This window comes from Micromonospora sp. DT44, from assembly GCF_049841635.1.
In the GTDB taxonomy this organism is placed as follows: domain Bacteria; phylum Actinomycetota; class Actinomycetes; order Mycobacteriales; family Micromonosporaceae; genus Micromonospora.
The window spans coordinates 101,100-126,614 of sequence record NZ_JBNCKS010000008.1 but is presented as its reverse complement, the minus strand read 5'-3'; the positions used below and the strand labels follow the sequence as shown (position 1 = coordinate 126,614).

The 25,515-nt window shown below is 70.7% G+C and carries 24 protein-coding genes, 2 tRNA genes and 1 pseudogene; 13 read left to right on the top strand and 14 right to left on the bottom strand.

Features of this window, described 5'->3' with window-relative positions; translation table 11 throughout:
• Position 1: 1 nt before the first annotated feature.
• Genes ACLQ25_RS07035 through ACLQ25_RS07025 form a run of 3 tightly spaced genes read right to left on the bottom strand, consistent with a single transcriptional unit; the run spans position 2 to position 3,738 of the window.
• Positions 2-1,039: a glycosyltransferase gene (locus ACLQ25_RS07035; RefSeq protein ID WP_425730077.1), complete on the bottom strand. Its 1,038-nt coding sequence runs from the start codon at positions 1,037-1,039 to the stop codon at positions 2-4.
• Positions 969-2,480 (bottom strand): O-antigen ligase family protein, encoded by a 1,512-nt coding sequence (locus tag ACLQ25_RS07030; protein ID WP_425730076.1) that lies wholly within the window; start codon positions 2,478-2,480, stop codon positions 969-971. Before ACLQ25_RS07030 ends, ACLQ25_RS07035 begins: the two co-directional genes overlap by 71 nt.
• Positions 2,473-3,738 carry a glycosyl transferase family 1 gene (locus tag ACLQ25_RS07025; protein WP_425730075.1) on the bottom strand — a complete coding sequence of 422 codons (1,266 nt, stop codon included), beginning with the start codon at positions 3,736-3,738 and terminating at the stop codon, positions 2,473-2,475. Before ACLQ25_RS07025 ends, ACLQ25_RS07030 begins: the two co-directional genes overlap by 8 nt.
• A 432-nt stretch (positions 3,739-4,170) precedes the next feature.
• Between ACLQ25_RS07025 and ACLQ25_RS07020 the strand changes: the two genes are divergently transcribed.
• Together ACLQ25_RS07020 and ACLQ25_RS07015 are read left to right on the top strand one after the other, a co-directional pair.
• On the top strand, positions 4,171-5,439 hold the full coding sequence (locus tag ACLQ25_RS07020) for a DUF1800 domain-containing protein (RefSeq protein WP_425730074.1): 1,269 nt from the start codon (positions 4,171-4,173) through the stop codon (positions 5,437-5,439).
• Between the two features lie 14 nt (positions 5,440-5,453).
• Positions 5,454-6,710: a DUF1501 domain-containing protein gene (locus tag ACLQ25_RS07015; RefSeq protein WP_425730073.1), complete on the top strand. Its 1,257-nt coding sequence runs from the start codon at positions 5,454-5,456 to the stop codon at positions 6,708-6,710.
• A gap of 9 nt (positions 6,711-6,719) precedes the next feature.
• Here the strand turns inward: ACLQ25_RS07015 and ACLQ25_RS07010 are convergent, their stop codons facing one another.
• The gene (locus ACLQ25_RS07010) at positions 6,720-8,243 is read right to left on the bottom strand and encodes a sugar transferase (protein ID WP_425730072.1); all 1,524 of its coding nucleotides are present in this window, start codon (positions 8,241-8,243) and stop codon (positions 6,720-6,722) included.
• 106 nt (positions 8,244-8,349) lie between these two features.
• Entirely contained in the window at positions 8,350-9,438 is a 1,089-nt protein-coding gene (locus ACLQ25_RS07005) for an LCP family protein (RefSeq protein ID WP_425730071.1), read from the bottom strand.
• 112 nt (positions 9,439-9,550) lie between these two features.
• Between ACLQ25_RS07005 and ACLQ25_RS07000 the strand changes: the two genes are divergently transcribed.
• Positions 9,551-10,369 (top strand): MOSC domain-containing protein, encoded by an 819-nt coding sequence (locus ACLQ25_RS07000; protein ID WP_425730070.1) that lies wholly within the window; start codon positions 9,551-9,553, stop codon positions 10,367-10,369.
• A gap of 96 nt (positions 10,370-10,465) precedes the next feature.
• On the top strand, positions 10,466-11,500 hold the full coding sequence (locus tag ACLQ25_RS06995) for an expansin EXLX1 family cellulose-binding protein (RefSeq protein ID WP_425730069.1): 1,035 nt from the start codon (positions 10,466-10,468) through the stop codon (positions 11,498-11,500).
• 28 nt (positions 11,501-11,528) lie between these two features.
• Here the strand turns inward: ACLQ25_RS06995 and ACLQ25_RS06990 are convergent, their stop codons facing one another.
• The 4 genes from ACLQ25_RS06990 to bcp form a co-directional block, all read right to left on the bottom strand.
• Positions 11,529-12,056 carry a GNAT family N-acetyltransferase gene (locus tag ACLQ25_RS06990; protein WP_425730068.1) on the bottom strand — a complete coding sequence of 176 codons (528 nt, stop codon included), beginning with the start codon at positions 12,054-12,056 and terminating at the stop codon, positions 11,529-11,531.
• 87 nt (positions 12,057-12,143) lie between these two features.
• A tRNA-Leu gene (locus ACLQ25_RS06985) sits at positions 12,144-12,229 on the bottom strand.
• A complete protein-coding gene (locus tag ACLQ25_RS06980) occupies positions 12,215-12,565 on the bottom strand; it encodes a hypothetical protein (RefSeq protein ID WP_425730067.1) in 351 nt (116 codons plus the stop codon). Before ACLQ25_RS06980 ends, ACLQ25_RS06985 begins: the two co-directional genes overlap by 15 nt.
• A gap of 599 nt (positions 12,566-13,164) precedes the next feature.
• On the bottom strand, positions 13,165-13,641 hold the full coding sequence (gene bcp / locus ACLQ25_RS06975; RefSeq protein WP_425730066.1) for a thioredoxin-dependent thiol peroxidase: 477 nt from the start codon (positions 13,639-13,641) through the stop codon (positions 13,165-13,167).
• Positions 13,642-13,874: 233 nt separating this feature from the next.
• Here bcp and ACLQ25_RS06970 point away from each other — a divergent pair, with 233 nt between their 5' ends.
• From ACLQ25_RS06970 to ACLQ25_RS06955, 4 genes are read left to right on the top strand one after another with little or no spacing between them, the layout of a single operon-like run.
• A complete protein-coding gene (locus ACLQ25_RS06970; RefSeq protein WP_425730065.1) occupies positions 13,875-14,594 on the top strand; it encodes an energy-coupling factor ABC transporter permease in 720 nt (239 codons plus the stop codon).
• Complete coding sequence (locus ACLQ25_RS06965; protein WP_425730064.1) at positions 14,591-15,010, top strand: PDGLE domain-containing protein; 420 nt, start codon at positions 14,591-14,593, stop codon at positions 15,008-15,010. The genes ACLQ25_RS06970 and ACLQ25_RS06965 overlap by 4 nt, the downstream gene beginning before the upstream one ends.
• A gap of 14 nt (positions 15,011-15,024) precedes the next feature.
• The gene (gene cbiQ, locus ACLQ25_RS06960) at positions 15,025-15,795 is read left to right on the top strand and encodes a cobalt ECF transporter T component CbiQ (RefSeq protein WP_425730063.1); all 771 of its coding nucleotides are present in this window, start codon (positions 15,025-15,027) and stop codon (positions 15,793-15,795) included.
• Positions 15,792-16,550 carry an energy-coupling factor ABC transporter ATP-binding protein gene (locus tag ACLQ25_RS06955; RefSeq protein ID WP_425730062.1) on the top strand — a complete coding sequence of 253 codons (759 nt, stop codon included), beginning with the start codon at positions 15,792-15,794 and terminating at the stop codon, positions 16,548-16,550. The genes cbiQ and ACLQ25_RS06955 overlap by 4 nt, the downstream gene beginning before the upstream one ends.
• A gap of 96 nt (positions 16,551-16,646) precedes the next feature.
• Here ACLQ25_RS06955 and ACLQ25_RS06950 read toward each other — a convergent pair whose 3' ends face one another.
• The 4 genes from ACLQ25_RS06950 to ACLQ25_RS06935 are packed head-to-tail and all read right to left on the bottom strand — an operon-like array spanning position 16,647 to position 19,579.
• Positions 16,647-17,726, bottom strand: a complete 1,080-nt coding sequence (locus ACLQ25_RS06950; protein ID WP_425730061.1) for a hypothetical protein — start codon at positions 17,724-17,726, stop codon at positions 16,647-16,649.
• Positions 17,723-18,439 (bottom strand): DsbA family protein, encoded by a 717-nt coding sequence (locus ACLQ25_RS06945; protein WP_425730060.1) that lies wholly within the window; start codon positions 18,437-18,439, stop codon positions 17,723-17,725. The genes ACLQ25_RS06950 and ACLQ25_RS06945 overlap by 4 nt, the downstream gene beginning before the upstream one ends.
• On the bottom strand, positions 18,432-18,956 hold the full coding sequence (locus ACLQ25_RS06940; RefSeq protein WP_425730059.1) for a MauE/DoxX family redox-associated membrane protein: 525 nt from the start codon (positions 18,954-18,956) through the stop codon (positions 18,432-18,434). The genes ACLQ25_RS06945 and ACLQ25_RS06940 overlap by 8 nt, the downstream gene beginning before the upstream one ends.
• Before the next feature lie 32 nt (positions 18,957-18,988).
• On the bottom strand, positions 18,989-19,579 hold the full coding sequence (locus ACLQ25_RS06935; RefSeq protein WP_425730058.1) for a sigma-70 family RNA polymerase sigma factor: 591 nt from the start codon (positions 19,577-19,579) through the stop codon (positions 18,989-18,991).
• Positions 19,580-19,781: 202 nt separating this feature from the next.
• Between ACLQ25_RS06935 and ACLQ25_RS06930 the strand changes: the two genes are divergently transcribed.
• The 3 genes and pseudogenes from ACLQ25_RS06930 to ACLQ25_RS06920 form a co-directional block, all read left to right on the top strand.
• A complete protein-coding gene (locus ACLQ25_RS06930) occupies positions 19,782-21,446 on the top strand; it encodes a copper resistance CopC/CopD family protein (protein ID WP_425730057.1) in 1,665 nt (554 codons plus the stop codon).
• A gap of 17 nt (positions 21,447-21,463) precedes the next feature.
• Positions 21,464-22,198 (top strand): YcnI family protein, encoded by a 735-nt coding sequence (locus ACLQ25_RS06925; protein WP_425730056.1) that lies wholly within the window; start codon positions 21,464-21,466, stop codon positions 22,196-22,198.
• A gap of 679 nt (positions 22,199-22,877) precedes the next feature.
• Positions 22,878-23,213 (top strand): annotated as a pseudogene (locus tag ACLQ25_RS06920) (hypothetical protein); the annotation flags it as partial.
• Positions 23,214-23,333: 120 nt separating this feature from the next.
• Here the strand turns inward: ACLQ25_RS06920 and ACLQ25_RS06915 are convergent.
• On the bottom strand, positions 23,334-24,611 hold the full coding sequence (locus ACLQ25_RS06915; protein WP_425730055.1) for a glycosyltransferase 87 family protein: 1,278 nt from the start codon (positions 24,609-24,611) through the stop codon (positions 23,334-23,336).
• A 73-nt stretch (positions 24,612-24,684) separates the two neighbouring features.
• On the opposite strand from ACLQ25_RS06915, the gene orn reads away from it, so the two are divergent.
• Positions 24,685-25,275 (top strand): oligoribonuclease, encoded by a 591-nt coding sequence (gene orn / locus ACLQ25_RS06910; RefSeq protein ID WP_425730054.1) that lies wholly within the window; start codon positions 24,685-24,687, stop codon positions 25,273-25,275.
• Positions 25,276-25,383: 108 nt separating this feature from the next.
• Positions 25,384-25,459, top strand: a tRNA-His gene (locus ACLQ25_RS06905).
• Positions 25,460-25,515 lie beyond the last annotated feature (56 nt).

The window sequence follows — 25,515 nt, the reverse complement described above, 5'->3', positions numbered from 1 at the left end:
ATCACAGCAGATCCCGATACAACGACTCGAGCTTCTTGGTCTGCCGGCGCAGGTTGAACCGGTCCTCGACGGTCTGCCGCCCCACCTTGCCGAATTGGTCGCAGAGGTGCTTGTCCCGCAGCAGTTCGATCAGCCGGTCCGCGAGCGCGGCGACATCCCGCTCGGGCACCAGGAAGCCGTTCGCCCCGTCGGTCACCGCTTCCGGTATCCCGCCGTGGAGAGTGCCGATCACCGGCTTGCCGGAGGCGGCCGCCTCCAGGAGGACCATGCCCAGCCCCTCCTGGTCACCGTCCTGGGCCGTCACGCTCGGCAGGCAGAGCAACGTCGACTGGCTCAGCCATCGGAGGGTGTCGCTGTGCTTCTGGGCGCCCAGGAAGCGCACAGATGCCTCGATGCCGAGTTCCCGGGCGAGCGCGCCGAGCGGGTCGCGGAGCGGACCCTCACCGATGAGCGTCAGCTCCGCGCCGGGGATTGCCTTCCGCACCTCAGCGAACGCCCGCAGCAGGTACTGCGTTCCCTTCTTTTCCACCAGCCGCGCGACGTGCAGGATGCGGGGCACCTCGACAGGACCGCTGGGCTGAATGGCGTCGACGTCCACGCCGATGGGCAGTACGCGGCACCGGTCCGCGGGGTATCCCCACTCCACCGCGCGGCGGCGGATGTGCTCGGACACGCAGACGAACACCGCGCCCTCGGTGAAGAGTGAGTTGCGCCAGGTGACGTAGTTCAACCACGACGGCTTCTTCGAGGCGAGCATCTTCGCCCGGGTGACCGTGACGTCGAAGCCATGCAGGGTCGTGACCAGTGGCACTTCCAGCGCCTTCGCGGTGGGGACCGCGTACACCCCCTCGACGCCGAAGTGGGCGTGCAGCAAGGCGGTGCCGCGCTCCGCGAGCGCGGCGGCCAGCGCCGGGGAGCGGCGCGTCAGCGTGTACGGGAGGACGGCCGACTTGCCGAAATCCGCGACGCTAACCGATTCGGTCCCGGGCCGGTTCGGAACCAGATCCCGGCCCACGAACAGCGGTCGGAAGCTGCGCATCGCCAGCGCCTGGCTCGGGATGAACGTCTCCGAGGGCAGGAACTGTTGATGTCGAAGGATTCCGACGGCGGGCAGTCGCATGGTCGTTCGTCTCCTCGCGGCCGCCCCCGATGAGGAAGGCGACCAGCAGCGAAAGGATAGGTATGAGGTGGATGTCACCGAAAATATCGGTGTTGTCACCGAGCCCATGAATGAGCGTCCAGGCGATGGCCGCGGTGGTCCAGAGCGCGAACGCTCGGTGTCGAGGCTCGCCGTTGGTGACGACGCGGACGGCGAGCCGCAACGCGAGCGCGAAGAACACGGCGGTAAGCACCAGGCCGACCAGACCTGTGGCGGCCCACGCCGCGAGGAGGACGTTGTGCGGCGGGAAGCTGCGGTAGATGCCGTGCTCTCGCGCGTATGTCCCGAAGCCGGCGTCCCAGCCGCCGTAGCCGAGGCCGAGCAGCGGGTCACGCAGGAACGCCTCCGCGCCGAACCCCCAGATGGCCGCCCGGTCGCCGAAGGACTTGGCCAACGCATTGGTCAGGCCGAGGTTGACGGCGAGCAGCACGGCCGCGATCGCGCCGAGCAGACCGACGCCGCCCAACCCGAGCATCAGCCGACGGCGCCTGCGGCCGGTCGGCCAGTGGCGGATGCTCTGTCGGGCCGGCCCCGAGGCGCGCGTACGGGCGAGACGTTCAACGGCGAGCACGGTCGCGGGTAGGACGACCGCGAGGATCGTCGCCGATTTCGAGCCGGTGACCGGCACCGCCGCCAGCGCGACGAAGCCCACCACCCGCGTCCACCGATCCCGGGTGACAGCCGCGACGGCGAACGCGGCAATCGCGTTCACACCGAGGAACAGTCCGGCGACGTTCGCGTTCACGAACACCCCGCCGGACTTCGCCTCGTCGAAGACGTTGTTGGGACTGTCCCCGAACAGGGCGGCGACGGTGTTCTGCCCCGCGACGAGCCCGCCGACGGAACGCAGGAACGCGTCCTCCACGCCAGGTAGGACACGGAAGGTGAGCACCATCGCCACCTCCACCATGACCCAGGGCCAGTACCAGCGCGCCAATCGGCGCAGCAGATCGGAGTCCTGACGGACAGCCTGGAGCATCAGCGTCAGCGTGACGATGAACTGGCCGAGCAGCGCGATCAGCGGCAGACCCGCGCGTGGATCCGGCGACCAGACCAGCGCCAGCATCCGTACCACGAGTAGCGCCACGAGGACGCGGAAGAAGCCGAGGCGGAGCAGGTCGACGCCCGAGCCGCGACGGGCCGCAAGGAGGACTCCCGGGACCAGCAGGATGGTGACCAGCGTCGACGCAGCGATGTCGGTGCTGCCTCTGGGCAAAAGGTAGAACTGGGGCAGGGCGAGGAAGAGCACCAGGCAGACTGCGGCCGCCGGCGTCGATCCGGTCGCGATCGCCCGGGCTGCGGCTGAGCGTGCCCTAGCCACGGGTGCCTCCAGTCTCGCCCGCAGGCCGCGCCACGACCTCGGCGACGCGTCGTGGCATGCGATGTGCGATGTCGCGCAGAAGGCCGCCCCGAGAGCGCCAGCCGAAGTCGCCGGCATACCGGACCCGGGCCTCGATGGTGTCGTCCGTACCAGGGCGGATCGTGGCCAGCACCTGGCCGACGAAGTCGCTGGTGGAGCTCGCGGCGGTGATGTGCGGGGTGGCTCGTGCCGCCTGTACGACGTCGGGGATGGGGGTGCTGACCACGTTCAAGCCGGACGAGAGGTACTCGTAGCACTTGAGCGGGCTGACGCCGGCGGTGTAGTCGTTCAGCGCGTACGGGATCAGCCCGACGCTGCACGTGCCCGCGGCGGCGGCGAGTTGGTCGAGGGTCAGTACTCCCAGGTACCTGGCGCCGAGCCCTTCGAGGTGGGCCAGTTCGCGATCGAACCCGCCGCCGCCCGCCGCGATCGGGCCGGCGAGGAGAAGCTCGCCGTGCCCCTGCAGAGCGGTGGTCAACGTGCGCAGCAGTTCGAAGTCCAGCTTGTGTGGCGAGAGGTTACCCGCGAACAGTGCTGCGGGAAGCCGCTGCGCCGCCGGCTGGCTCGCTGCGGAGAAGACATCGATCTCGGCGACGTTCGGCAGCGTGAGGACCTCGGTGAACCCGACGTCGGTCAGGTGGGCGGTGACGGCCTGACTGGTGCCGATGGTCAGGTCGACCCGCTCCGCCAGGTTCCGCTCGCCGACCGACACGGCCGAGGCGTCGATGCCGGGGAAGGCCTGGAGGATGTCGACGCAGTGGTAGAGGGTGAAGTCCGCGTACTGCTCCAGGCCGTACGTGACGGGCGTGAACGTCCAGAGGATCCGAGGGCTCGGGCTTCGCCGCCATTCGGCCACGGCACGTTGCAGGAGGAGTCGGTTCGGCAAGCGGGTCGGCCTCCGGTGGAGCGGCACGATGAGCGGCGAGATGACCGTGGCCCGCTCGGGGATGGGACGGTAGGCCGCCGTCTTCTGATGGCCGGCGAGAGAGTGGCGCAGCCGCCTGGCGATCCGGGTGGCGTCCTTCGAGTCGAGTCTCACTCGCCGTAGACCCAGAGATTCCACGAAGTAGGTGTCAGAGGCACGGGCCAGTTCCCGTACGACGTAGTGCTGGTTCGTGGCGATCTGAGCATTCCACTCGGCGGTGCCCAGGACGAGGATCGTCGGTGCTGCCGACCCGGCTCCGGAGAGGCGGTCCGGCGGCAGAGGTGGTGTCGTCACGTGTCTCTTCCGGATTCGTCCGGCCACATGTTCGCGCTGCGGCCGCAGGTGTGCAGACCGCGCGGCAGCGGTGGTGTGTGCACGACAGGACGCACTCCGCTACAACCCGATCCCCATTCGGTTGGGTGCGTTCGCCAGCCGCGACGGTGGCCGGGCGCACCCGCAGACGACGGCAGCGAGGGCTGCCCCCGTCAAGCCGGGGTTAATAGACCTCAGCGCCGGCCCTTCTGTCAATGATGGACCAGACTGCTGGACCCTCCGGTAACGATGGCGACAAGCTAAGTCGGAACGCTACTCAGTCCTCTTGTAGGCATTTGGCATCAGATGGGCGGCTCAGGAAAACGGAGGAATGGCTCTTTGGTCAGATCCTGTCGACGGGGGAACGGTGCCGGCCTGTCGCCGGACATCGGTGGCACTCCTTAGTGTGGACGCATGACCGACGATATCGTCCTTCTGCTTCGGCGGGCCGGCTTCGGCCCGACTGCGGCGGAGGTGGGCGCCGCGCGGCAACTCGGCTACGCGGCGACGCTGACGGGGATGGTCGCCCCTGGCGGGCCGGACGTCGGCGCGACCAGCGCACGGGTTCCCGACCTGGGTCCCGATCCGTTCATCGGCCTGGCCCGGCCAACGGACGCTCAGCGGGCCGAGGGAGACCGTCGGCGTACGGAGCAGACGGTGTCCCTCGCGCGCTGGTGGCTCGATCGGATGACCGTGGCAGACCACCAGGCGGTCGAGAAGTTGGTTTTCTTCTGGCATGGACACTGGGCGACCTCGGTGGCGAAGGTCCGCAGCCCACAGCTCATGCTCGGGCAACTGCACGCGTTCCGGGGGGCGCGCGACTTCGCCGAGTTGGCCCAACACATGGTGCTCGACCGGGCGTTGGTCTACTGGCTGGACGGGCAGCACAACAAGAAGGCGGCACCGAACGAGAACCTCGCCCGCGAACTGTTCGAGCTGTTCATGCTCGGTGTCGGGCAGTACACCGAGCAGGACGTCAAGGAGGCTGGCCGCGCACTGACCGGCTGGCGGGTAATCCTCGACCGTGAGTCGCTGGTCTCCGATCCCCAGCACCGCGACACCGGCCGCAAGAAGGTCCTCGGCGTCACCGCGAACTTCGACGCACACAGTCTCGTCGACCTCCTGCTGGAACAACCGACGTGCCGGCGGTTCATCGCGTCCCGGCTGTGGTACCGGTACGCCTCGGCCACCCAGCCCATCCCGGGGCGCATCCGCGACGCGATGGCGGAGGCCTTCCCGGCGCCGATGGCGATGCTGCGGGTGCTCTTCGCCGACGAGGCGTTCCAGGCGACTCGCGGGACGATGGTCCTGCAACCCGTCGAGTGGCTGGTTGGCGCGATGCGCCAACTGGGGGTCCGGCCGGCCGCGATGACCGAGCAGGTGTTCACGCAGATCTACTGGGCGATGGAAGCGCTGGGTCAGCGTCCGTTGGCACCGCCGAGCGTCGGCGGGTGGCCGGCAGGTGCAGCCTGGCTGACCTCGGCCGCCGCCCAGGTCCGGTTGAAGATCGCCAGCATGCTTGTCGGCCTGGTGCAGCCCGGCTCACTGACACCGGAAGCTGTGGCGCAACTGCTCTGCGTCGAACGATGGACCAACCGGACGTACGCCGTGCTGCGCGATGCCCGAGATGACCGGATGAAGCTGACACTCGGGCTGGTCAGTCCCGAGTACCTGGTGACCTGAGCGGATGTGTGGACATGGATGCGTTGACCCGACGGCGATTCCTCATCTCGTCCGGGGTTGTCGGCGGTGGCGCGCTGGCGGCCGGCGCGGGAGTGCTGGGCTTTCACGAACTGCTCAAAAGTGGTGCGGAGACCAGGGCCGGTGATGCCCAGGAGGGCCTGCCCACGCTCGTTCTGGTCACCCTCTACGGCGGAAACGACGGGCTCAACACGGTCATCCCGTACGCGGACCCGGCCTACCACAGCGCCCGGCCGGAGTTGGCGTACGCGCCGGGGCAGGTGCTGCACCTCGACGGCACGTTGGGCCTCAACCCGGCGCTGCGGGGGATGAAACGGCTCTGGGACGCCCGGAAGATGGCAATCGTGCGTGGCGTCGGCTACCCGAAGCCGGACCGGAGCCACTTCAAGTCGATGGACATCTGGCAGACCGCGTCGCCGGGCACTCCCGCTCCAACCGGCTGGGTGGGGCGCTGGCTCGACGCGACGAACGCCGCCACCGAGACGGCCGTCAGCTTCGAGCCGGCCCTACCGCCGATGCTGGTGGGTAAGTCCCGCATCGGTGCCTGCGTGAGTTACCGAGGGGTCACCCTGCCGCCGGGCTTCTCGCCTGCCGTCGTCTCGGCACTCGGCCGGGCTGAGCCCGGCGAGTCGGAGATGCAGGCGCGGGCAGCGGCCAGCTACGCGGACCTCATCACGATGAACCGTGTGGTGCAGGAAGCCGCGAGTGGAACCGACGAGCAAAGGCATTCCGGCGGGAGCGCCGTCCAGGCGACCGGCACGGGCGGCGACAACGCACTCGTCGCCCAACTGGCGCTCGTTGCCCGGTGCGTGGAATTCCAGGTGCCCACCCGGGTCTACTCGGTGAGTCTCGGCGGGTTCGACACGCACGCGGGCGAGCGCGTGTGGCATGAGACGCTGCTCAGGAACCTCGACGAGGCGCTGAGCGGCTTCGTGGACCGGATGGGCCGCACCGAGGCCGGCCGACGGGTCACCGTCGTGGTCTACAGCGAGTTCGGCCGGCGGGTCCGGGCGAACGCCTCTGAGGGAACCGACCACGGCACGGCGGGGCCGATGTTCATCCTCGGACATGCCGTGGCCGGCGGGTTCTACGGCGAGCAACCGAGCCTGACCGACCTGGATGACGGCGATCTCAAGGCGACGACGGACTTCCGGGACGTCTTCGGCACTGTGCTCGCCAGCGTGTTGGCCGGCGACCCGGACCGTTACCTCGGCGGCTACCGGGCCCAATTGCTGCCGCTGCTCATGCGCTGATGCCGACCGTCAGCGGCCCCCACCGCGGAACACCTCGGCGACGGTGCGCAACACGACCTTGACGTCGAGCCACAGCGACCAGTTCTCGATGTAGTAGTTGTCGAACCTCGCCCGGTCGGAGATCGGGGTGTCACCGCGCAGGCCACTGACCTGTGCGAGGCCGGTGAGCCCCACGGGTACCCGGTGGCGCATCGCATAGGTGGGGTACTCGATTGAGAACCTCTCCACGAAATGCGGCCGTTCCGGGCGGGGGCCGACCACGCTCATCTCGCCGCGCAGGATGTTCCATAGCTGCGGTAGTTCGTCGAGCGACGTCCGACGCATGAACCGACCGACCACGCCCACCCGCTGGTCGTGCGCGATGGACCAGTTCGTCTCCGATTCGCTCTCGTCGGCGGGCTGCATCGAACGGAACTTGATCACCTTGAATGGTCTGCCGTACCGGCCGATCCGTTCCTGGTAGAAGAAGATGCCCCGGCCAACGGTGAGGAACGTCGCCATCGCGCAGAGCAGCAGCACCGGGCTGAGAAGGAGCAACGCCACCGCCGCGAAGACCACATCGGACGCCCGTTTGACAGCCCATCGCGGCCCGGAGAGTTTGGTATCTCCGATCTTGACGATCGGTATCGCACCAATGTGGTCGGGATACCCACCCAGGGAGCGCGAGCCCCAGAGACGCGGCACCGCCCAGAGGTCGGGGCGTGAATCGACCGTCCGCAACAGGTTGTCCATCAGCTCCGACTCGGAACAATCCGGGTCGGCGATGACCAGCACGTCGCATTCCAACATTTCGATGAGCTTTGTGAGGTCGTTCAGAGTGCCGATCAACGGAACGGACCCGACGCCCTCGTTCGGGACGACGTCGACGCAACCGACGAATCGCAGCCCGTACTGCGGATAGCGCCGCAACAGCCGGGCGAGTTCCAGACCGACCGGCCCGCTACCGATGATGATGGTGTTGTGCTCCACCCACCGGCGCTTACGGGCGACGATGGTGAACGCCCTGCTGAAGGCCCGGCCGACGATCACCAGACCGGCGGAGAGCGCGACGCCGCGCATGAATCCGCCCACGTAGTGCACCGAGTCGTGACGTTCGGCCGCGATGATTGCCACCACCGCGGCGGACGCCAGCAACCGTCCGCAGATGCTCGGCAGTTCATCAAGGATGCCGACGTGCCGGCGGGCGCGATACAGCCCGCCGGACGCGAAGATGGCCACCGTCAGCACCGCGTTGGACAGGGTCCCCCGCCAGTAGTCCTGGCTCAACAACAGGGGAACGAGCAGCGCGACGCCGTCGATGGGTGCCGTCAACATCCAGGCCCGCAGCCAGCGCGTCCGCTTCGAGGCCCGGGACCCGGCGTACGGCAGAACCGCCGTGGTGTCCATACCGGACCGCACGGGCACCGTTGCCGACACCCTCGGCTCGGCGGCAGCGCTGCTCTCGTCACGCTGCTGCGCCTGCGCCGGTGGCGGCGCGTCGCCGAACTCCGTCCGTCTCGCACCCGGGTAACTCATGACCGGTCGGCTCGACATGGTGATCCTCCCCCGTGAGCCCCCCGGCGAAATTCAGGCCAGGGGGCGATCGCAGGTTACGACCGCGTCAGTTACACCACCAGAGCCGGCACGGCATTCCTGTCTCCTACTTTGCGGCGGACGCGATGTCGGCTGCCGCGTCGCGGCGAACGGCGTCGAAGACGCGTTGTGCCTTGCCCTTGTCCGCGAGCACGACGCTTTCACTGCCGATCATTCCCGTCCCCTTGGTGGGGCAGGTGTAGAACGCCAGGTTGCCGCCCCGTAGGTGACGAAGCTCCATCGCCAGATCGACCAGGGACAGGGAACGGTCGACGGCGACAGAGTTGGCCGTGGCCTTCACGAACGAGTTCAGCTTGGTGGGATTCGCCAGCACGCCGCCGGAGGCCGCCTTGTCCAAAATGGCCTTGATGACCTGCTGCTGATGCTTGATCCGGGCGAAGTCGCCATCGGCGAAGGCGTAACGCTCACGGGCGTAGTCCAGGGCGGCCGCGCCGTCCATTGTCTGCCTCCCCTTGGTGAACTCGCGCCGCCCGTCGGGGTTCAGCGAGTGGGTCGAGGTGAAGCTCTGCTCCACATCGATCTCCACGCCACCCAGCGCGTCGACGATCTCCTTGAAGCCGGAGAAGTCGACCATTGTCACGTGGTCGATGCGGACGTTGGTGAACTTCTCCACCGTTTGCACCATCAGCGGAACGCCGCCCCACGCGTACGCCGCATTGATTTTGGCATCGGTGCCGCCGCGCCCCTCCTTGGATTTGGGCACGTTCACCCACGTGTCACGAGGGATGGAGATGAGCTGAGCGCTGGACCGGTCCTTCGGGAGGTGCGCCAGAATGATCGTGTCCGATCGGGAGCCCGACGCGTTCTGCGTGTCGCGGGAGTCGCTGCCGAGGATCATGATGTTCATGGCACCGGTCGCCACGGACGCCGGACGCGACTCCTCCGGCACATCCTCGAACGCGTCCACCCGTTCGATGTTGGAGTTGATGGAGCGGTAGTAGAGACCACCCGCGACCACACCGCCACCGGCGAGCAACGCCAGGACCACGACGGTGATCAGGACGATCCGCTTCCACCGCCGCCGGGGTCGGGGCGGCGGCGCGGTGACCTGCTCACCACCGTCCGGCTGCCCAGGATCGACCGGCCCCCCGTTCGTCCCGAGGTTGAGTTCTGCGGTCTGGTCTGCACGCGCCATACCCGCGATGCTACTGATTCACGTTCTGCCCCGCGTACCCTCGACCGGCCAGGAACGCCCGCCGATGGTGGGAGGATCGTCCGCGACGCTGTCGCCGTGTCATGGTTACCGGGTGCGGCTGACCTCGATCCACACGTACCCCGTCAAGGGTTGCCACCGGCTCGACCACGACGGCGCGTTCGTGCAGCCGTGGGGCCTGGCCGGCGACCGACGCTGGATGGTGGTGGACGCCGACGGCGTCGGCGTCACCCAGCGGGACACGACCCGCCTGGTCGACCTGCGTGCCAGCATGCGCCCGGGCGGCCTGGTGCTGCGCGCCGACGGGAGGCCCGACCTCGACGTCCCGGAGCCGGTCGGCGGCGAGCCGGTGCGGGTGCGGACCTTCCGCAGCCGGACGACCTCCGTCCCCGCGCTGCACGCCGGCCCGGCCGCTGACGCCTGGCTCGGCGCGCTCCTCGGCCGTCCCGTCCGGTTGGTCTGGTTGGCCAGTCCGACGCGACACCTGGCCGCTGCCGATCGCGAGTACGACACCGGCGACCAGGTCAGCTTCGCCGACGCCTACCCGCTGCTGCTGACCAGCACCGGCTCCCTCGACGCCCTCAACGGCTGGCTCGCCGACGCGGGGGAGGAGCCGGTGCCGATGACGCGGTTCCGGCCCAACCTGGTCGTCGACGGCGCGCCGGCCTGGGTCGAGGACGGGTGGGCGGGCCGGTCGCTGCGCGTCGGCGGCGTGCGGCTGCGCGCCGCCGGGCCGTGCGACCGCTGCGTGGTCACCACCACCGACCAGGAGACCGGGGTACGCGCCAAGGAGCCCCTGCGCACCCTTGGCCGCTACCGCAACATCCGCCAGAAGCTCCTGTTCGGACTGAACGTGGTGCCCGTCGACAGCGGACCGATACGGATCGGCGACCCGCTCGTCGTCGAACCCTGACGGTCCAGCGCTGGGCTCGTCACCGTCCGTCGATGCTCTCTTAGCTTTCGCTTAGCCGCCTTGTCCGGCCGTACGCCGTTCCGGCAGCATCGCGACGTGACCGACGGAAGCGCTCCCGGCGGCGTCGAGGATCCCGCCCTCGCCGTCAAGCACGTCGACATCGACCTCGACCTGGACCGCACTCCCGACGATCGGCGCGCGTCCTCGTCCGGCCCGGTGCCCTGGCTGGTCGCCACCGGCGTCACCGTGCTCGCGGCGGCCCTCGGACTCACCCTGGCCCTGCGGTCCGGCTCCACCCCGGCCTGCGCCGCCGGGCGGACGCTCGCCGCCGCGCCACCCACCGGCACCGCCACCCACAGCGGCAAGGCGACCTTCTACGACTCGAAGGGCACCGGCGGCAACTGCTCGAACCCGGCGGCCCCGGCCAACCGGCTCTACGTCGCCCTCGGCCCCACCGAGTACGCCGCGGGCGCCGCCTGCGGCGGTTTCCTCGACGTCACCGGCCCGAAGGGCACCGTCCGGGTCCTGATCATGGACCAGTGCCCGGAGTGCGAGCCCGGACACCTCGACCTGTCCCGGGAGGCGTTCGCCCGGATCGCCGACCCGGTCCAGGGGCTCGTCCAGGTCACCTACCGCGCGGCCGTCAACCCGCCGCTGCCCGACCCGCTGACCTTCCGCATCAAGGAGGGCGCGTCGCAGTTCTGGTTCGCCGTCCGGATCGGCAACCACGGCAACCCCCTGCGGGCCGTCGAGGTGCGCCAGGGCGCCAGCGGCCCGTGGCGGGCAACCGCCCGGCAGGACTACAACTACTGGCTGCTGGCCTCCGGCGCGGGTCCCGGCCCGTACAGCGTGCGGGTCAGCGACGTGTACGGACACCGGGTCACCGTGTCCGGCATCCGCATGACGCCGGGCCAGGTGCAGACGAGCGTAGTGCGGATGTACGAGCGCGGCGTCGTCACCGCGACCACGCGTCCGCCCACGACCGCCCGTCCGCCGGTCGCCCGACCCAACGGCACGCCGACACCGGCCCGCCGCGCCGACAAGGTCGCCGTGGCGAACGCGCCGGCCACCCCGGCCGCCGACGGGCCCCCCACGCGACCCGCCGGGGCGACCGCCCGCTGGTGCGGCTGAACCGGTTAGCGGTGTTCCCCTAGCGGCCTCAGTCGGTCGGTGTCAGGTCCAGCCACATGAGGATCTCGTCGCGGTCGTCGCCCGGCGCCACCCGCAGCGCGCCCGGCAGTCGGCCGATCTCCCGGTACCCGAGACGGCGGTAGAACCCGTCCAACCCCAACCCGTCGCGCACCGTCACGTGCAGCGCCTCGTGGCCCATCTCGCGGCCCAACCGCGCGGCCTCGCGCATCAGCGCCGACCCGCAGCCCGTGCCCTGGGTGTCCGGGTGGACCATCACCCGCTTCAGCACACACCAGTGCGCCTTCAGCCCGAACCGGTTGTCGCAGAAGAACAGAACCGCGACGGGCCGGTCACCGTCGTATCCGACCAGGAGCCGGTCCGGCCCTTCGGCGACGGCCGCGAACGTCGGGTCGGCGATCGTACGGACGTCGGTGGCGGTCACCGGCGCGACGAAACCCACCGCCCCGCCGGCGTTGCTGACGTCCACCCAGAGGGCGACGATCTCGGCACGCAGCCGCGGGGTCAGCTCGGGATCCAGGACGAAGCGCACACTCACGCGCCCATCCTGCCTGGTGAGCAGGGTCGCGTTAGACGACCGTGACGCGGTCGACAACCAGCTCCCGCGCACGCGGTGGTGGTTCATTGGTGCGGGAGAGGGGATTCGAACCCCTACGCCCTTTCGGACAATAGGACCTAAACCTATCGCGGCTGCCGTTACGCCACTCCCGCCAACTCGCTGAGTCTAGAGCGTCTGGCTTCGACGGTGTTGAGCCCGGCCTCCTTCAGGATGGCTGAGACCGTGCCGTGACCCACTCGACATGTCCCGTTGGGCGCGTTACGCAGGATCTCTGCGAGCCGTTTCGGACCGACGTCCGGATTGGCCAGCGCCTGCTGTATCACCGCGTCTCGATGAGCCCGCGATCGCCAGCTACGGTTCGGACGCGGCGTCAACACGCCCTCCTGCTCCAGTAGTCGCCGGACCTTGTGCAGGTATGCCGGTTGGTAGCCCAACTGCTGTGCCGCCTTCGAGGCGGTGATCTGCTGCGCGGCGATCTGGCCGAACACGTCGAGGAGTTCCTGCCGCGTCGGCGGCCGGCGGTCGGGACCCACTACCTCGGTGGAGGGTTCCTCGACGCTGTCCGCCCTGAACGCCGGAGCGGCGAGACTGCGGGCGCGGTTCCGTCGGCCGGCGAAGGTTTCGGTCTGGCTGTGGCAGATTCGGGCAAAGGAGCCGGAGGTTCGGCGGCCGGTTGTCGAGGAAGTCTCCGTTGATGTGGTCCACGTGCAGGGTCAGTGGCGCGCCGTGCCAGATAGGTCCTGTCCCGCATGCTTCGCATTCTTGCGGCACGCCGAGTTCCGCAAGGGCCCACTTCAAGCGCACGCCGGGCGTCCGCCGAGATCCCTGCGGCAGTTGAATCAACAACTGTGCTGATGTCGTCCGCCGTGCGCTGCGGTTGTGCGCCTGGCCTGTGAAGTGTGACGTGTCGATGCCGAACTTCTTCAACTGCCGGCTGATGTGCGCGTGCGAGCCGCCGCTGACGCGTACGCCGAGCACCCGCATCACCTCGGTGATGTTGCGAGCGGCGGCGGCCGCCTCGGCGAGCAGCTCCGGTGTGTATTTGTATCGGACCATTGACGGACGGTAGCGGTCCGGTGGGACAGTCTCAGTCGAGCCCGAGGTCGCGGCGGAGCTTGGCGACGTGCCCGGTGGCCTTGACGTTGTAGAGCGCCCGTTCGATCTTGCCGTCGCCGTCGATGACGAACGTGGAGCGGATCACGCCGGTGACGGTCTTGCCGTACAGCTGCTTCTCGCCGTACGCGCCGTACGCGGTGAGCACCGTTTTGTCCACGTCCGACACCAGCGGGAACGTGATGGCGTCGCGGTCGCGGAACTTGGCCAGTTTCTCCGGCTTGTCGGGGGAGATGCCGACCACCTCGTAGCCGGCTACTTGGAGCGAGGCGAGTGAGTCGCGGAAGTCGCAGGCCTGCTTGGTGCAGCCGGGGGTCATCGCGGCCGGGTAGGCGTACAGGACGACCTTGCGGCCCCGGAGGCCGGCCAGGGAGAGCTGGTCGCCGGTGTCGGTGGGCAGGGTCCACTCGGGCGCGGGGTCACCGGGGGAGAGACGATCGGGCGCGGTCATGGCCCCGACCCTACCGCCGGGCGTGCCGGTGTCGGCGTGGGCGGCGCCCGCCGGCTCGCCTTCCTGGAAAGCGGGGTGTTCCCGAGCCGTGGACACCCCGACATCAGGGAAAGCGGGGTCGACCGAAGTGATCAAGGCCATGCGTTGTTGCCAGAGTCTGGCAACAACAAGTCGTAGGAAATAGGCTGATCCCCGCCGGGTCCGGACGGGTCCGCCGACGCGTGGGAGGTCGCGTGGAAACACTGGCGATGCACATCTCGAACGGGATCATCGACGGTCCCGTGGCAGCGATCTTCGCTGCGCTCGCGCTCGTCGCGCTCACCTACTGCGTCCTGCGTGGCCGGCGGGACCTGGACGACCGGCTCGCCCCGATGGCCGGCCTGGTGGCGGCGTTCATCTTCGCCGTGCAGATGCTCAACTTTCCGATCGTCACGGCGGGTGTGAGCGGTCACCTGCTCGGTGGTGCGCTCGCCGCGATGCTGGTCGGCCCGTGGGTCGGTGCGCTCTGCGTGGCCGTGGTCCTTGTCGTACAGGCCCTGATCTTCGGTGACGGTGGGGTGGCGATGCTCGGCCTCAACATCACCAACATGGCGCTGCTCGGCACCGCCGCCGCGTACCTGTTGATCTCGGTGCTGCTGCGGGTGCTGCCCCGCACGCGGGCGGGCCTGGCGGTGACCGCGTTCGTCGCGGCTCTGGTCAGCGTGGTGGTCGCGTCCCAGGGCTTCGTCGTGGAGTACTGGCTGGGCGGCACCACCGACCTGGGCAACAACCTGGCCGGCCTGGCCGGCACGATGGCCGGCGTCCACGTGCTGATCGGCATCGGCGAGGGTCTGATCACCGCGACCACCGTGCTCACCGTCGCGAAGGTCCGCCCCGACCTGGTGTACGCGCTGCGGTCCCTTCGTACCCCGACCACCGCCCCCGCCGTCCCGGTCACCGGAGGTGTCCGGTGAAGATCCGTTCCTGGGCCTTTCTGGCCGGTGGCCTGCTGGTCGCCCTGTTGCTCGCCGGCGTCGTGAGCAACTACGCCTCGTCGCACCCGGACGGGCTGGACTCCTCCCTGCTCAAGGGCTGCACCGTTGACGCCGACGACAACATCGTCGGCGGCAGCTGCCCGGCGCAGCAGGCCAAGGACCACGAGCTGGGCGACAGCCCGCTGGCAAACTACGGCGTGCGGGGCGTGGAGAACAGCTTCCTCTCGACCGGTCTCTCCGGGGTGCTCGGCGTGTTGGTGACCTTCGCGATCGGCCTCGGCGGCTTCTGGTTGCTGCGCCGCCGGGACACCGCGCCGGCCACTGGCGACGAGGGCACGTCCGCCGAGGGCGCGGCGGTCACCGCCGGGCACGGCCGCACCGGCACAAGCGACTGAGCAGGGGGTACGCGATGGGCGCCGGTCACGGGCACGTGCTGTACCGCGAGTCGGCCTCGCCGGTGCACCGGCTCCCACCCGAGGTCAAGATCGTGGCGATGGTGGTCTTCACGATCGCCGTGGTGGCCACCCCGCGTGCGGCGTTCTGGGCCTTCGGGGCGTACGCCCTGCTGGTGGCGCTGGTGGCGGCGCTGGCCCGGGTGGGGCCGCGCTGGCTGCTCAGCCGCGCGTTGATCGAGGTGCCGTTCGTGCTGTTCGCGGTCGCGCTGCCGTTCCTCGGCGCGGGCGAGCGGGTCGAGGTGCTGGGTCTGCGACTGTCCGAGGACGGCCTGCACGGCGCGTGGAACATCCTTGCCAAGGGCACCCTCGGCGTCCTCGCGTCGCTGCTGCTGGCCGCGACCACCACCACCCGGGACCTGATCGTCGGGCTGGACCGGTTGCACTGCCCGCAGATCCTCACGCAGATCGCCACGTTCATGCTGCGCTACCTCGACGTGTTGGTGGGCGAGGCGCGGCGGATGCGGGTGGCGCGCATCTCGCGGGGCGACGACCCGCGCTTCCTGTGGCAGCTACGTGGCTTCGCCGCCGGCATCGGCGCGCTGTTCCTGCGCGCCTTCGAACGCGGTGAGCGGGTCTACCTGGCGATGCTGTCGCGGGGCTACACCGGGCGGATGCCCGCCGTGTGGCAGGGCGACGGTGCCGCGACCGCCGGTCAGTGGCTGGTCGCGGCGACCGTGCCGGTGGTGGCGGCCTCCATCGCCGCGACCGCCGTCGTGCTGACATGATCGGGGTCGTGCAGACCGCCCTCTCGCTGGACGTTCGTGGCCTCCGGTACGCGTACCCGGACGGGCACGTGGCGCTGCACGGCGTGGACCTGGCGGTGCCGCGCGGCGACCGGGTGGCGCTGCTCGGGCCCAACGGCGCCGGCAAGACCACGCTGGTGCTGCACCTCAACGGCATTCTCACCCCGGCCGAGGGCAGTGTGAGCGTGGGCGGCCTGTCGGTCACTCCGGACCGGGCGACGCTGGCCGAGGTACGCCGCCGGGTGGGCATCGTCTTTCAGGACCCGGACGACCAGCTCTTCCTGCCCACGGTGGCGGAGGATGTCGCGTTCGGGCCCGCCAACCTGGGGTTGCGTGGGGCGGAGTTGGCGGCCCGGGTCGACGAGGCGCTGGCCGCCGTGGGGATGAGCGAGCACCGCGCCCGAGCCCCTCAGCACCTCTCGTTCGGGCAGCGCCGCCGGGTGGCGGTGGCGACCGTGCTGGCCATGCACCCGGAGATCCTGGTGCTGGACGAGCCGTCGTCGAACCTGGACCCGGCGGCCCGCCGTGAGCTGGCCGAGATCCTGCGGGGCCTGCCGGTGACCCTGCTGATGGTCACCCACGACCTGCCCTACGCGGCGGAGCTGTGCGAGCGCTCGGTGATCCTGGACGGCGGCCGGATCGCAGCGGACGCCCCAACCCGCACGCTGCTCGGTGACGCCCCACTGCTGGCGAAGCACCGCCTGGAGCTCCCGTACGGCTTCACCCCGCCCCTCTGACCCCCGCACCCCTGTCCCGCGATCTTGCACTTGCCGTCCCGGCAAATGCCGCGAATGCCGGTACTTCGGCGACAGAAACTGCAAGATCGCGGTAGGTCAGGGGGTGGGGGTGAGGGCGGCGGCCCGGGAGGCCGCGTGTAGGCGTAGGACGCCGGCGGCTGTTGCGCCGACGCCGGTGATCAGGAACGCCGCCACCATGACCCGGGCGACCCCGGGCGACCAGGGCACCGGGGCGACGGACCGGGCGAACACGGCGGCGTTCGACACCCCGGCGAAGAGCGCCAGGCACGCCCCGGCCAGCGCCACCGCGAAGTCGGCTGCCGGGCGGCGGCGCAGCGCGTACCAGCCGGCGGCGACCGCGCCGAGGCCGGTGAGCAGCGACCAGATCTGCCCGGACAGCAGCCCGGACAGCACCCCGCCGACCCCCTGGGCGCCCGCGTCGATCTCCCGTCCCACCGGATAGGCGACCGCGACCGCACCGCCGACGACGAGCAACGCGCCGAGTACGGCCAGCGCCCGCGCGCCGGCGGTGGAGGCGGCGGCGAACAGGCCGAGCGCGCCCACCGCGAGGAGGCCGACGATGCTCACCGCCCACCAGGTGTACGCGTCCGGCGGCGGCACCCAGTCCAGGGTGCCGCCGATCGTCAGCGGGTCGGTGCCGTCGCGCAGCGGCACCGTCCAGTCCCGGACGCGGTGCTCGCGCTCCGGGGCGGCGAGGACCTGCGCCGGTGGCGTCGACTCCTGCCACAGCGCGCGCTGGTCGTGCCAGCGCACCGTGGCCCCGTCGTCGACCCGCCGCCAGGACGGTGGGGCGGCCGGGTCGGCGTCGGCCGGAAGCGCGGTGTCACCGGCGAGGGTGCGGTTCAGGTACGTGGCGGGGGAGCGGGTGTTCTCGAAGACACCGTCGGGACCGATCCGCAGGTACGGCTCGCCGGAGTAGCCGATCACCTCGACCGCCCGGCCGGTGCGGTTGGTCAGTTCCAGGCGTGCGCCCGCCTCGATGACCCGTACCGTCAGACCGGGCCGGGCCGGCGTGACCCCGGTGACGCGGGCGCGGTAGTCGGTGCCGTCCGGGGCGTCCGCGCCGTGTGCGGCGGCGGGCACCGCGCCGAGCAGCGTCGCCGCGCACGCGGCGGCGGCGATCAGGCCGGCGCGCGCCAGGACGGTACGGATCACTTGCCGGCCGCCGCCACGGCTGCCGTGAGGCCCTGCGGGGTGCGGTCGGCGAGTGGCTGACCGTTGACGAGGATGGTGGGCGTGCCGGTGACGTCGCTGCGGCTGGCCTCCTCGGTGACGTGCTCGGACCACGTCTTGTACGTGCCGTCCTTCACGCAGCCGCCGAACGAGCCCTGGTCCAGTCCCACGCCGACGCCGATGTCGATCAGTTCGTCGTCGCTGAGCCCGGCGCTGCCCTCGGGCGGCTGCTTGGCGAAGAGCGCCTTGGCGTACTCGCGGAACTTGCCGCCGGCCGCCGCGCAGCCGGACGCGGCCGACGAGCGGGTGGAGTACTCGGTGCTGGAGAAGCGGTTGAGGAAGGCGACCGGGTGGTACACCACCTTCGCCTTGTTCTCGGACGCCAACTGCTCCAACGTCGCGCCGCTGCTCTGCTCGAACTGGTTGCAGACCGGGCAGAGGAAGTCCTCGTAGACGTCGACGGTGACCGGCCCGCCGCCGGTCACGATGCCGGTGCCGGGCCCGTTGGCGCCGGGCGGCGTGGTGAAGCTGTCCGAGCGTTGGCTGGACCAGACGCCCCAGCCGATCAGGCCGGCGATGACCAGTACGGCGACGGCGGCGGCGGACACCCAGATCGTGCGGCGACTGCGTCGTTCGCGGGCCAGTTGCTCGCGGACCACCCGGGCCGCGTCCCGCTGACCCTTACGACTACTCATCCTCGTCCTCCACGGCGGGTTCGGCGGACAGCCACCCGTCCACTGATACGGGCGTACGCGGCCAGATCACCAGAAATCCGGCCAGTACCAAGAATCCCAGGTCCCGCAGGATCTCCGGGAGGTAACTCGGGGCCTGCCCCTCGGCGAGCTGGCCGCCGCTGCCGAAGCAGCCGCAGTCGATGGCCAGGCCACGCGCCCAGGCCGAGGAGATCCCCGCGATGAAGACCAGCAGCAGCGCGGCCGAGATCGCCGCGGTGAGCCGGGTGGCCAGCCCGAGCAGCAGGAGCACGCCCAGGGCCAGCTCGACGAAGGGCAGCGCCGCCCCGATTACCGTGGCGGCGTCGTACGGCAGCACCTGGTACGCGTTCACGGCCCGACCCGAGGCGGCCAGGTCGCCGACCTTCGACGCCCCGGCGACGAGCCAGACGGCGGCGAGGCCGAGGCGGGCCGCCGTGCCGAGCCAGGGCCGGACAGCCGCCCAACGGCCGAACCGCGTGGGGGGTGCAGTCACGCTCATTTGTCGTCCCGTCTCAGCCGGAAGTTCCCGGCTCAGCCGGTGCGGGCGTCGTCGACCGCCGTGACCAGCTCGTCGCGGGCTCGGGCGACCCGGGACCGGATGGTGCCCACGGGCACTCCCTCGACGGTGGCGGCCTCGGCGTACGAGAGACCGAGCAGTTGGGTGAGCACGAACGCCGCCCGTCGCTCGGGGCTCAGCCGCCGAACGAGGTCGTCGGCGCCGAGCTGCCCGGCGTGGTCGGGGTGCGGACGGTCGATGTGGGCGTTCGCGACCAGCCGCTCGTCGAGGCGACGTCGGCGGATCACCGTGCGCAGGTGGTCGGCGCAGGCGCGCCGGGCGATGCCGAGCAGCCAGGTGCGGGCGCTGGACCGGCCCTCGAACGCTGGCAGGGCCTTGAACGCCCGCAGGTACGTCTCCTGGGCGAGGTCGTCGGCGTTGTCCGGGCCGACCAGGGCGGCGGTGAAGCGCCAGACCTCGGCCTGGGTCAACCGCACGAACACCGCCTGGGCGGTGGGGTCGCCGTCGCGCGCGATCAGGGCCGACTCGGTTGCCGGGTCCGGGCCGGCGTCACCGGACGGACCGGTGGGGCCGGCGGGGCCGGTGTCGCGCGGGACGGGGATCACGACAAACCAGGTTACGCGGCGTCGGGCGTGGCGTCAGGGTCCTTCGGCCCTTGGATGGTCTGCGACACGTCGGGAACTTTTCCCCGTCGTCAACCGACTACCTGCTCATGACACGCGACCTCTCCCGCGCGGCGATGGCGGCTGAGCGGAATTGAGCCGTTCGCCCGACTCGGTTCGCCGAGATCCACTGGGGTCGGCGACCATGGCAGGCATGACTGTCGCCCCCCGCCGCTGGGCCGCCCGGTTGGCCGCCGCCGCCGGCCTCCTGGTCACCGTCGTCGCCCTGTTGATCGCGCCAGCCATCCCGGCCAGCGCCCACGCGGTGCTGTCCAGCAGCAGCCCGGCCGCCTCCTCAGTGGTGCCGAACGGCCCATCCGAGGTGGTGCTCACCTTCAGCGAGTCGGTCCGCAAGGTCCCCGACAAGGTCCGGGTGATCGCTCCGGACGGCTCCCGGGCCGACCGGGGTGAGCCGTCGTTCGCGGGCTCGGTGGTGACCATTCCGGTGGATCCGGCCGCCGGGCGTGGCACCTACCTGGTGAGCTTCCGGGTGATCTCCGCCGACAGCCACCCGGTCTCCGGCGCGTTCACCTACTCGGTCGGCGCGCCCTCGACGCCGCCGGTTGACTCCGGCAACGACAGCCGCGCCAACCCGGTGGTGGGCACCGCCGTGAAGGTGGCCCGGTTCCTCGGGTACGCCGGGCTGGTGCTGCTGGTCGGGTCGGTCCTGGTGCTCGCCGCGCTCTGGCCGCGGCGGCTCTCGCGTCGAGGGCCCGCCCGGCTGGCCTGGGCCGGTCTCGGCCTGACGGCGTTGGCCACTCTCGCCGACCTGTGGTTGCAGGTGCCCTACACCGCCGGTGGTGGCCTCTTCGACGTGACCGGCGCCGGGTTCGGCAGCGTCTTCGGCAGTACCTTCGGCGCGGCCCACCTGGTCCGGCTCGGCCTGCTGGCCGCGGCGGCGTTCCTGCTACGGCCGCTGCTGGAACGTCCGGCCGGCCGTACCGACGCGATCATCCTGGCGGTGCTCGGCGGGGCGGCCCTGCTGACCTGGCCGCTGGCCGGGCACCCGGCGGCCTCCCCGGCGCCGGCGGTGTCCGTGGTGGTCGACGCGGTCCACCTGGGCAGCATGGCGGTCTGGTTGGGCGGCCTGCTCATGCTCGCGGTCTTCCTGCTGCGCCAGGCCGACGAGCGCGAGTTGAGCGCGATCCTGCCCATCTGGTCGCGCTGGGCGGCGCTCGCCGTCTCGGCCCTGCTGCTGGCCGGCACCGTGCAGGCGTTGATCGAGGTGGCGACCCTCGACGCGCTGTTCAGCACCACCTACGGGCGGCTGCTGCTCGCCAAGATCGGGCTGTTCGCGATCGTGATCGCCGTGGCCGCGTACTCCCGGCAGTTGGTCCGTCGGCGGGTGGCCGCGCAGCGACCGGTGCCGGTGCGCCGGGCGGTCCTGGTGGAGTTGGCCGTCACCGCCGTGGTGCTGGCCGTGACCGCGACCCTGGTGCAGACCCCGCCCGCCCGTACGGCGGCGGCCGACTCCTCGGGCGTCTCGGCCGGCCTCTTCTCCACCACCCTGAACAGCTCGCTCTTCTCGATGCAGGTCGAGTTGAGCCCGGCCGAGCGGGGCAACAACTCGGTGCACCTGTACGCCTACAGCAAGGACAACCTGCCGCTGCCGGTGGTGGAGTGGCGGGCTACCGCCGCGCTGCCGTCGGCCGGTATCGAGCCGATCGACGTGCCGCTGCTGCCGTTGACCGACAACCACGCGTACGGCGACATCAGCCTGCCGGCCGCCGGCGAGTGGCAGTTGAAGATCACCGCTCGCACGACCGACATCGACCAGGCCACGGTGACCGCCACCGTGCCCATCCGTTAGAGAGGTCCACGACACCCATGACCCGACTCCGGCGTACCGCATCCGCCGCTGCCGCCCTGGCGCTGACCGCCGTCGCCACCGCCGTGCTCGGCTTCGCCGGGCCGGCCTCCGCCCACGTCACGGTGAACCCGAAGGAGGCGACCCAGGGCGGCTACGCCCGGGTGGCGTTCCGGGTGCCGAACGAGAGCGACACCGCCTCGACCACCAAGCTCGAGGTGGTGCTGCCGGAGAACGCCCCGGTCGGCTCGGTGTCGACCATCCCGGTGCCCGGCTGGACGGTGGCCACCGAGAAGCGCAAGGTGGAGCCGCCGATCGAGGTGCACGGCAGCCAGCTCACCGAGGCGGTCTCGAAGATCACCTGGACGGCCACGGGTGACGCCGCGGTCAAGCCGGGGCAGTTCCAGGAGTTCGGGGTCTCGATGGGGCCGCTGCCGCAGTTCGACAAGATGGTCTTCAAGACCCTCCAGACCTACTCCGACGGCAACGTGTCGCGCTGGATCGACGAGCCGCAGCCGGGTGGCGAGGAGCCGGACAAGCCCGCCCCGGTGCTCACCCTCACGGCTGCCGCGCCGTCGGCCTCGGCCGCCGCGCCGTCCGCCGTGGCCGTCGCCGACAAGGACGATGACGACGACGAGAACGTGGGCGCCGCGATCGGTCTTGGCGTCGCCGGCCTCGTCACCGGCCTGGCCGGCCTGGTGCTGGGTGGGTTCGCGTTCGCCCGGACCCGTCGGGAGCCGGCCGCCAAGTCCTGATCCCGTCGCTCACCCGCTGGCCCGCCGGAAAATCCGGCGGGCCAGCGTGCGTCCCGGGACCGGGAGCGGGCGTGCGGTGGATATCCCCTGATCAGCGGGCGTACGTCGGTAAGGTCGGCCGGGTATCTGGCTACGGAGGGGGACAGTGCGAATGCGGTTCGTGCGGGCGATCGCCGGAATGCTGCTGTTGGTCATCGGGATTCCGGCGCTGCTCGCCGGCGGCGGGCTGTGGCTGGTCGCCCGGCACGCCGATCCCGGTGGGGCCTACGCCGCCCGGTTCGAAACCGTCCGCACACCGGGCCACGCGGTCGTGGTCACCGACCTGGACCGGCTGCTGCGGCGGGAGGCGCCCTTCGCGCGCGGCACGCAGACCCGTGTGCGGCTCGACGCCCGGACGCCCGACGGCCCGGCGTTCGTGGGGCTCGCGCCGACCGCCGAGGTGCGCCACTGGCTGGAGTCCGTGCCGTACGCCTCGGTCCGCCGGGTGGCGCTGGCCCGGGGTCCGCTGCCGGTCCGTACGGAGGCCGCGGTCCCACCCGTGGCCCCGGCCGCTGATGCGGTCCGCCCGCCGCTGGGCCTTCCGTTCTGGGTACGCGAGGGCATCGGCACCATCGAGTGGAGCGCCGACGACCTCACGGGCGAGCCGATGAGCCTGGTGGTGATGCGCCCGGACGGCCGTGCCGACCTGACGCTGGATCTGCGCGCCGAGCTGCGGGCGGGCTGGGTTGGCCCGGTCGCCTGGGGACTGCTGGTGGCGGGGGTGCTGATGGTGGCGTGCGCGGTGCTGCTCCTGCTGCGCCCACCGCGTCCGCGTGAGGTGGTCTTCGTGGTCGAACCGGACCAGGTGTCGGTCCTCGCCGGCCGGCTCGGGGTCACGTCGCTCAGCGGCCTGGGCGCCCGCGATCCCCATGCCGTCAGGTCGGTGCCGGCCGTGCGACAGCTCGCGCCGGTCGGCTCCGGCACGTCCGAGTGGTCCCGGTCGGCGATCGGCGCGGAGCCGGCCCGGCCGACGCCGGAGGACTGACGTGGCAAGTGGCCCTTCGCGCTGCCGACGCGAAGGGCCACTCTCACCGGGGGAGCGGTGCTACCCGAGCGACGCTTGAGTTAGATGGGTCCAGATTAGCGGCGATGGACATTACTGGGGACTTGTGTCTATTTGGCGCGAATTTTCCTCTACGCGGACCGGGCGGTACGCGCGCACCGGCAGAGCCACCAGCAACAGCAGGCTGAGCAGGACGTAGGGGTTCTGCAGGACGAAGTCGACCGGATCATGGGTGCGGACCGGCGCCGTACCCCATTTCTGGAACGTCACCACGCCGTAGACGATCACGGCGGTGGTGCCCACGGCGAGCGCGGCGGACCACCACCGCCGGCGTGCCTCGTCCGGGCGTTTCGCGCTGAGCGCGGCGTCGGCGAGCAGCACCACCGCCGGCACGAACCAGTAGATGTGGTGGGTCCAGGTGATCGGGCTGATCAGAGCACCGACCAGACCGGTCAGGGTCAGGCCGGTCAACGCGTCACCGGCCCGCGCGGCCCGGGCAGCCCGCCATAGCCCGTAGCCGGCCACCGCCGCCACGATCACCAACCACAGCAACCGGTCCGGCTTCTCCGGCGCGGTGAACCGGCTCAGCAGACCGAAGACCGACTGGTTGCCGACATAGTCGGTGCGTCCGACCCGGTCGGTGTTCCACAGCTCCTGCGTCCAGAACCGCCAGGAGTCCCCGGGGGCGACCGCCGCCGCCAGCAGGGTCGCCGCCGCCGCCGTCACGCTCGCCACCGCGGCGGCCCGCCACCGGCGGGTGGCCAGCAGGTACACGATGAAGATGCCCGGGAAGAGCTTGAGCGCCGTCGCCAGCCCCACACCGACCCCGGCCCAGCGCCGCGCCTGCGGTACGGCGAACAGCAGGTCCGCCAGGATCAGCACGACCAGCAGCATGTTGATCTGCCCGAGGGTGATCGTCTCGCGGGTGATCTCCACGGCCAGCACCAGCAGCACGGCGGCCGTCACGGTGAACGTGCGGGGCAGGCCATGCCGGGCGATCACGGGCATCACCAGCCACCGGGTGGTCAGCACCACCGCCGCCACCGTGAGCACCGTGAAGATCGTCACGGTCACGCCGAGCCGGAGCAGTCCGAACGGCCACAACAACAGGGCGCTGAACGGCGGGTACGTGAAGTACAACTCACCCTGCACCCGGTCCGGCTGGACGTAGTCGTAGAGCGGGTGACCGGACGTCCACCAGTCCATGGCCGACATGTAGATCTTCAGATCGAAGAAGTTGTGCACCAGATTGCGCAGGTAGAGCGCCGGTAGCACGGCGACCAGCGCCACGATCGCGACCAGCCGACGGACCGTACGGCCACCGGGGTCGTCGTCGGTGACGGCGGGCGGTGCGATGGGTTCGGCTGGCACTTGAGAAACCCTAGCGGTCCACCCCCTCCGGAGCGCGCAGCAGCGGGGCGTGGGCTGCGCGTAGGCTGTCCCGGTGGCTGACCTCCTCGTCTGGATCGACTGTGAGATGACCGGGTTGGACCTCGGCAGTGACAAGCTGATCGAGGTCGCGGCGCTGGTCACCGACCCTGACCTCAACGTGCTCGGTGATGGTGTCGACGTGGTGATCCACGCCGACGAGGCGGCGCTGGAGGCGATGCCGGAGATCGTCCAGACGATGCACGCCAAGTCCGGCCTCACCGAGGAGGTCCGTCGGTCGGCGGTCACCCTGGCCGAGGCCGAGGACCGGGTGCTGGAGTACGTGAGGACCTTCGTGAAGGACCCGCGTACCGCGCCGCTGTGCGGCAACTCGATCGCCACCGACCGCGGCTTCATCGCCCGGGACATGCCCCGCCTCGACGCGCACCTGCACTACCGCATGATCGACGTGTCGTCGATCAAGGAACTCTGCCGCCGCTGGTACCCCCGCGTGTACTTCGGTCAGCCGCAGAAGGGCCTGGCGCACCGGGCGCTCGCCGACATCCGCGAGAGCATCCGCGAGCTGGAGTATTACCGGCGCACCATCTTCGTGCCGCTGCCCGGCCCGGACGTCGAGACCGCCAAGAGCATCGCCGCCGAGCTCTGATCCGGCGCCGCTCGGCCGGCGGGGAACCCGCTGGACGCCGTGCGCGGTGGTGGGGCTATTATTGGTCCGCACGACGCCCGGGGCGACAGACCGAGTGTCGGAGGCATGGTGGCTGTAGCTCAGTTGGCAGAGCACCGGGTTGTGGTCCCGGTTGTCGTGGGTTCAATTCCCATCAGTCACCCCAATACTCAGGCCCCCTCCTCGGAGGGGGCCTGAGTCGTCGCAGGGGTTGATCACTCC

Coding starts and splice junctions, on each gene's coding strand:
- ACLQ25_RS07035 (WP_425730077.1), bottom strand. CDS start 1,039: ATGCGCAGCTTCCGACCGCTGTTCGTGGGCCGGGATCTGGTTCCGAAC.
- ACLQ25_RS07020 (WP_425730074.1), top strand. CDS start 4,171: ATGACCGACGATATCGTCCTTCTGCTTCGGCGGGCCGGCTTCGGCCCG.
- ACLQ25_RS07015 (WP_425730073.1), top strand. CDS start 5,454: ATGGATGCGTTGACCCGACGGCGATTCCTCATCTCGTCCGGGGTTGTC.
- ACLQ25_RS07010 (WP_425730072.1), bottom strand. CDS start 8,243: ATGTCGAGCCGACCGGTCATGAGTTACCCGGGTGCGAGACGGACGGAG.
- ACLQ25_RS07005 (WP_425730071.1), bottom strand. CDS start 9,438: ATGGCGCGTGCAGACCAGACCGCAGAACTCAACCTCGGGACGAACGGG.
- bcp (WP_425730066.1), bottom strand. CDS start 13,641: ATGACCGCGCCCGATCGTCTCTCCCCCGGTGACCCCGCGCCCGAGTGG.
- cbiQ (WP_425730063.1), top strand. CDS start 15,025: ATGGGCGCCGGTCACGGGCACGTGCTGTACCGCGAGTCGGCCTCGCCG.
- ACLQ25_RS06955 (WP_425730062.1), top strand. CDS start 15,792: ATGATCGGGGTCGTGCAGACCGCCCTCTCGCTGGACGTTCGTGGCCTC.
- ACLQ25_RS06945 (WP_425730060.1), bottom strand. CDS start 18,439: ATGAGTAGTCGTAAGGGTCAGCGGGACGCGGCCCGGGTGGTCCGCGAG.
- ACLQ25_RS06940 (WP_425730059.1), bottom strand. CDS start 18,956: ATGAGCGTGACTGCACCCCCCACGCGGTTCGGCCGTTGGGCGGCTGTC.
- ACLQ25_RS06930 (WP_425730057.1), top strand. CDS start 19,782: ATGGCAGGCATGACTGTCGCCCCCCGCCGCTGGGCCGCCCGGTTGGCC.
- ACLQ25_RS06925 (WP_425730056.1), top strand. CDS start 21,464: ATGACCCGACTCCGGCGTACCGCATCCGCCGCTGCCGCCCTGGCGCTG.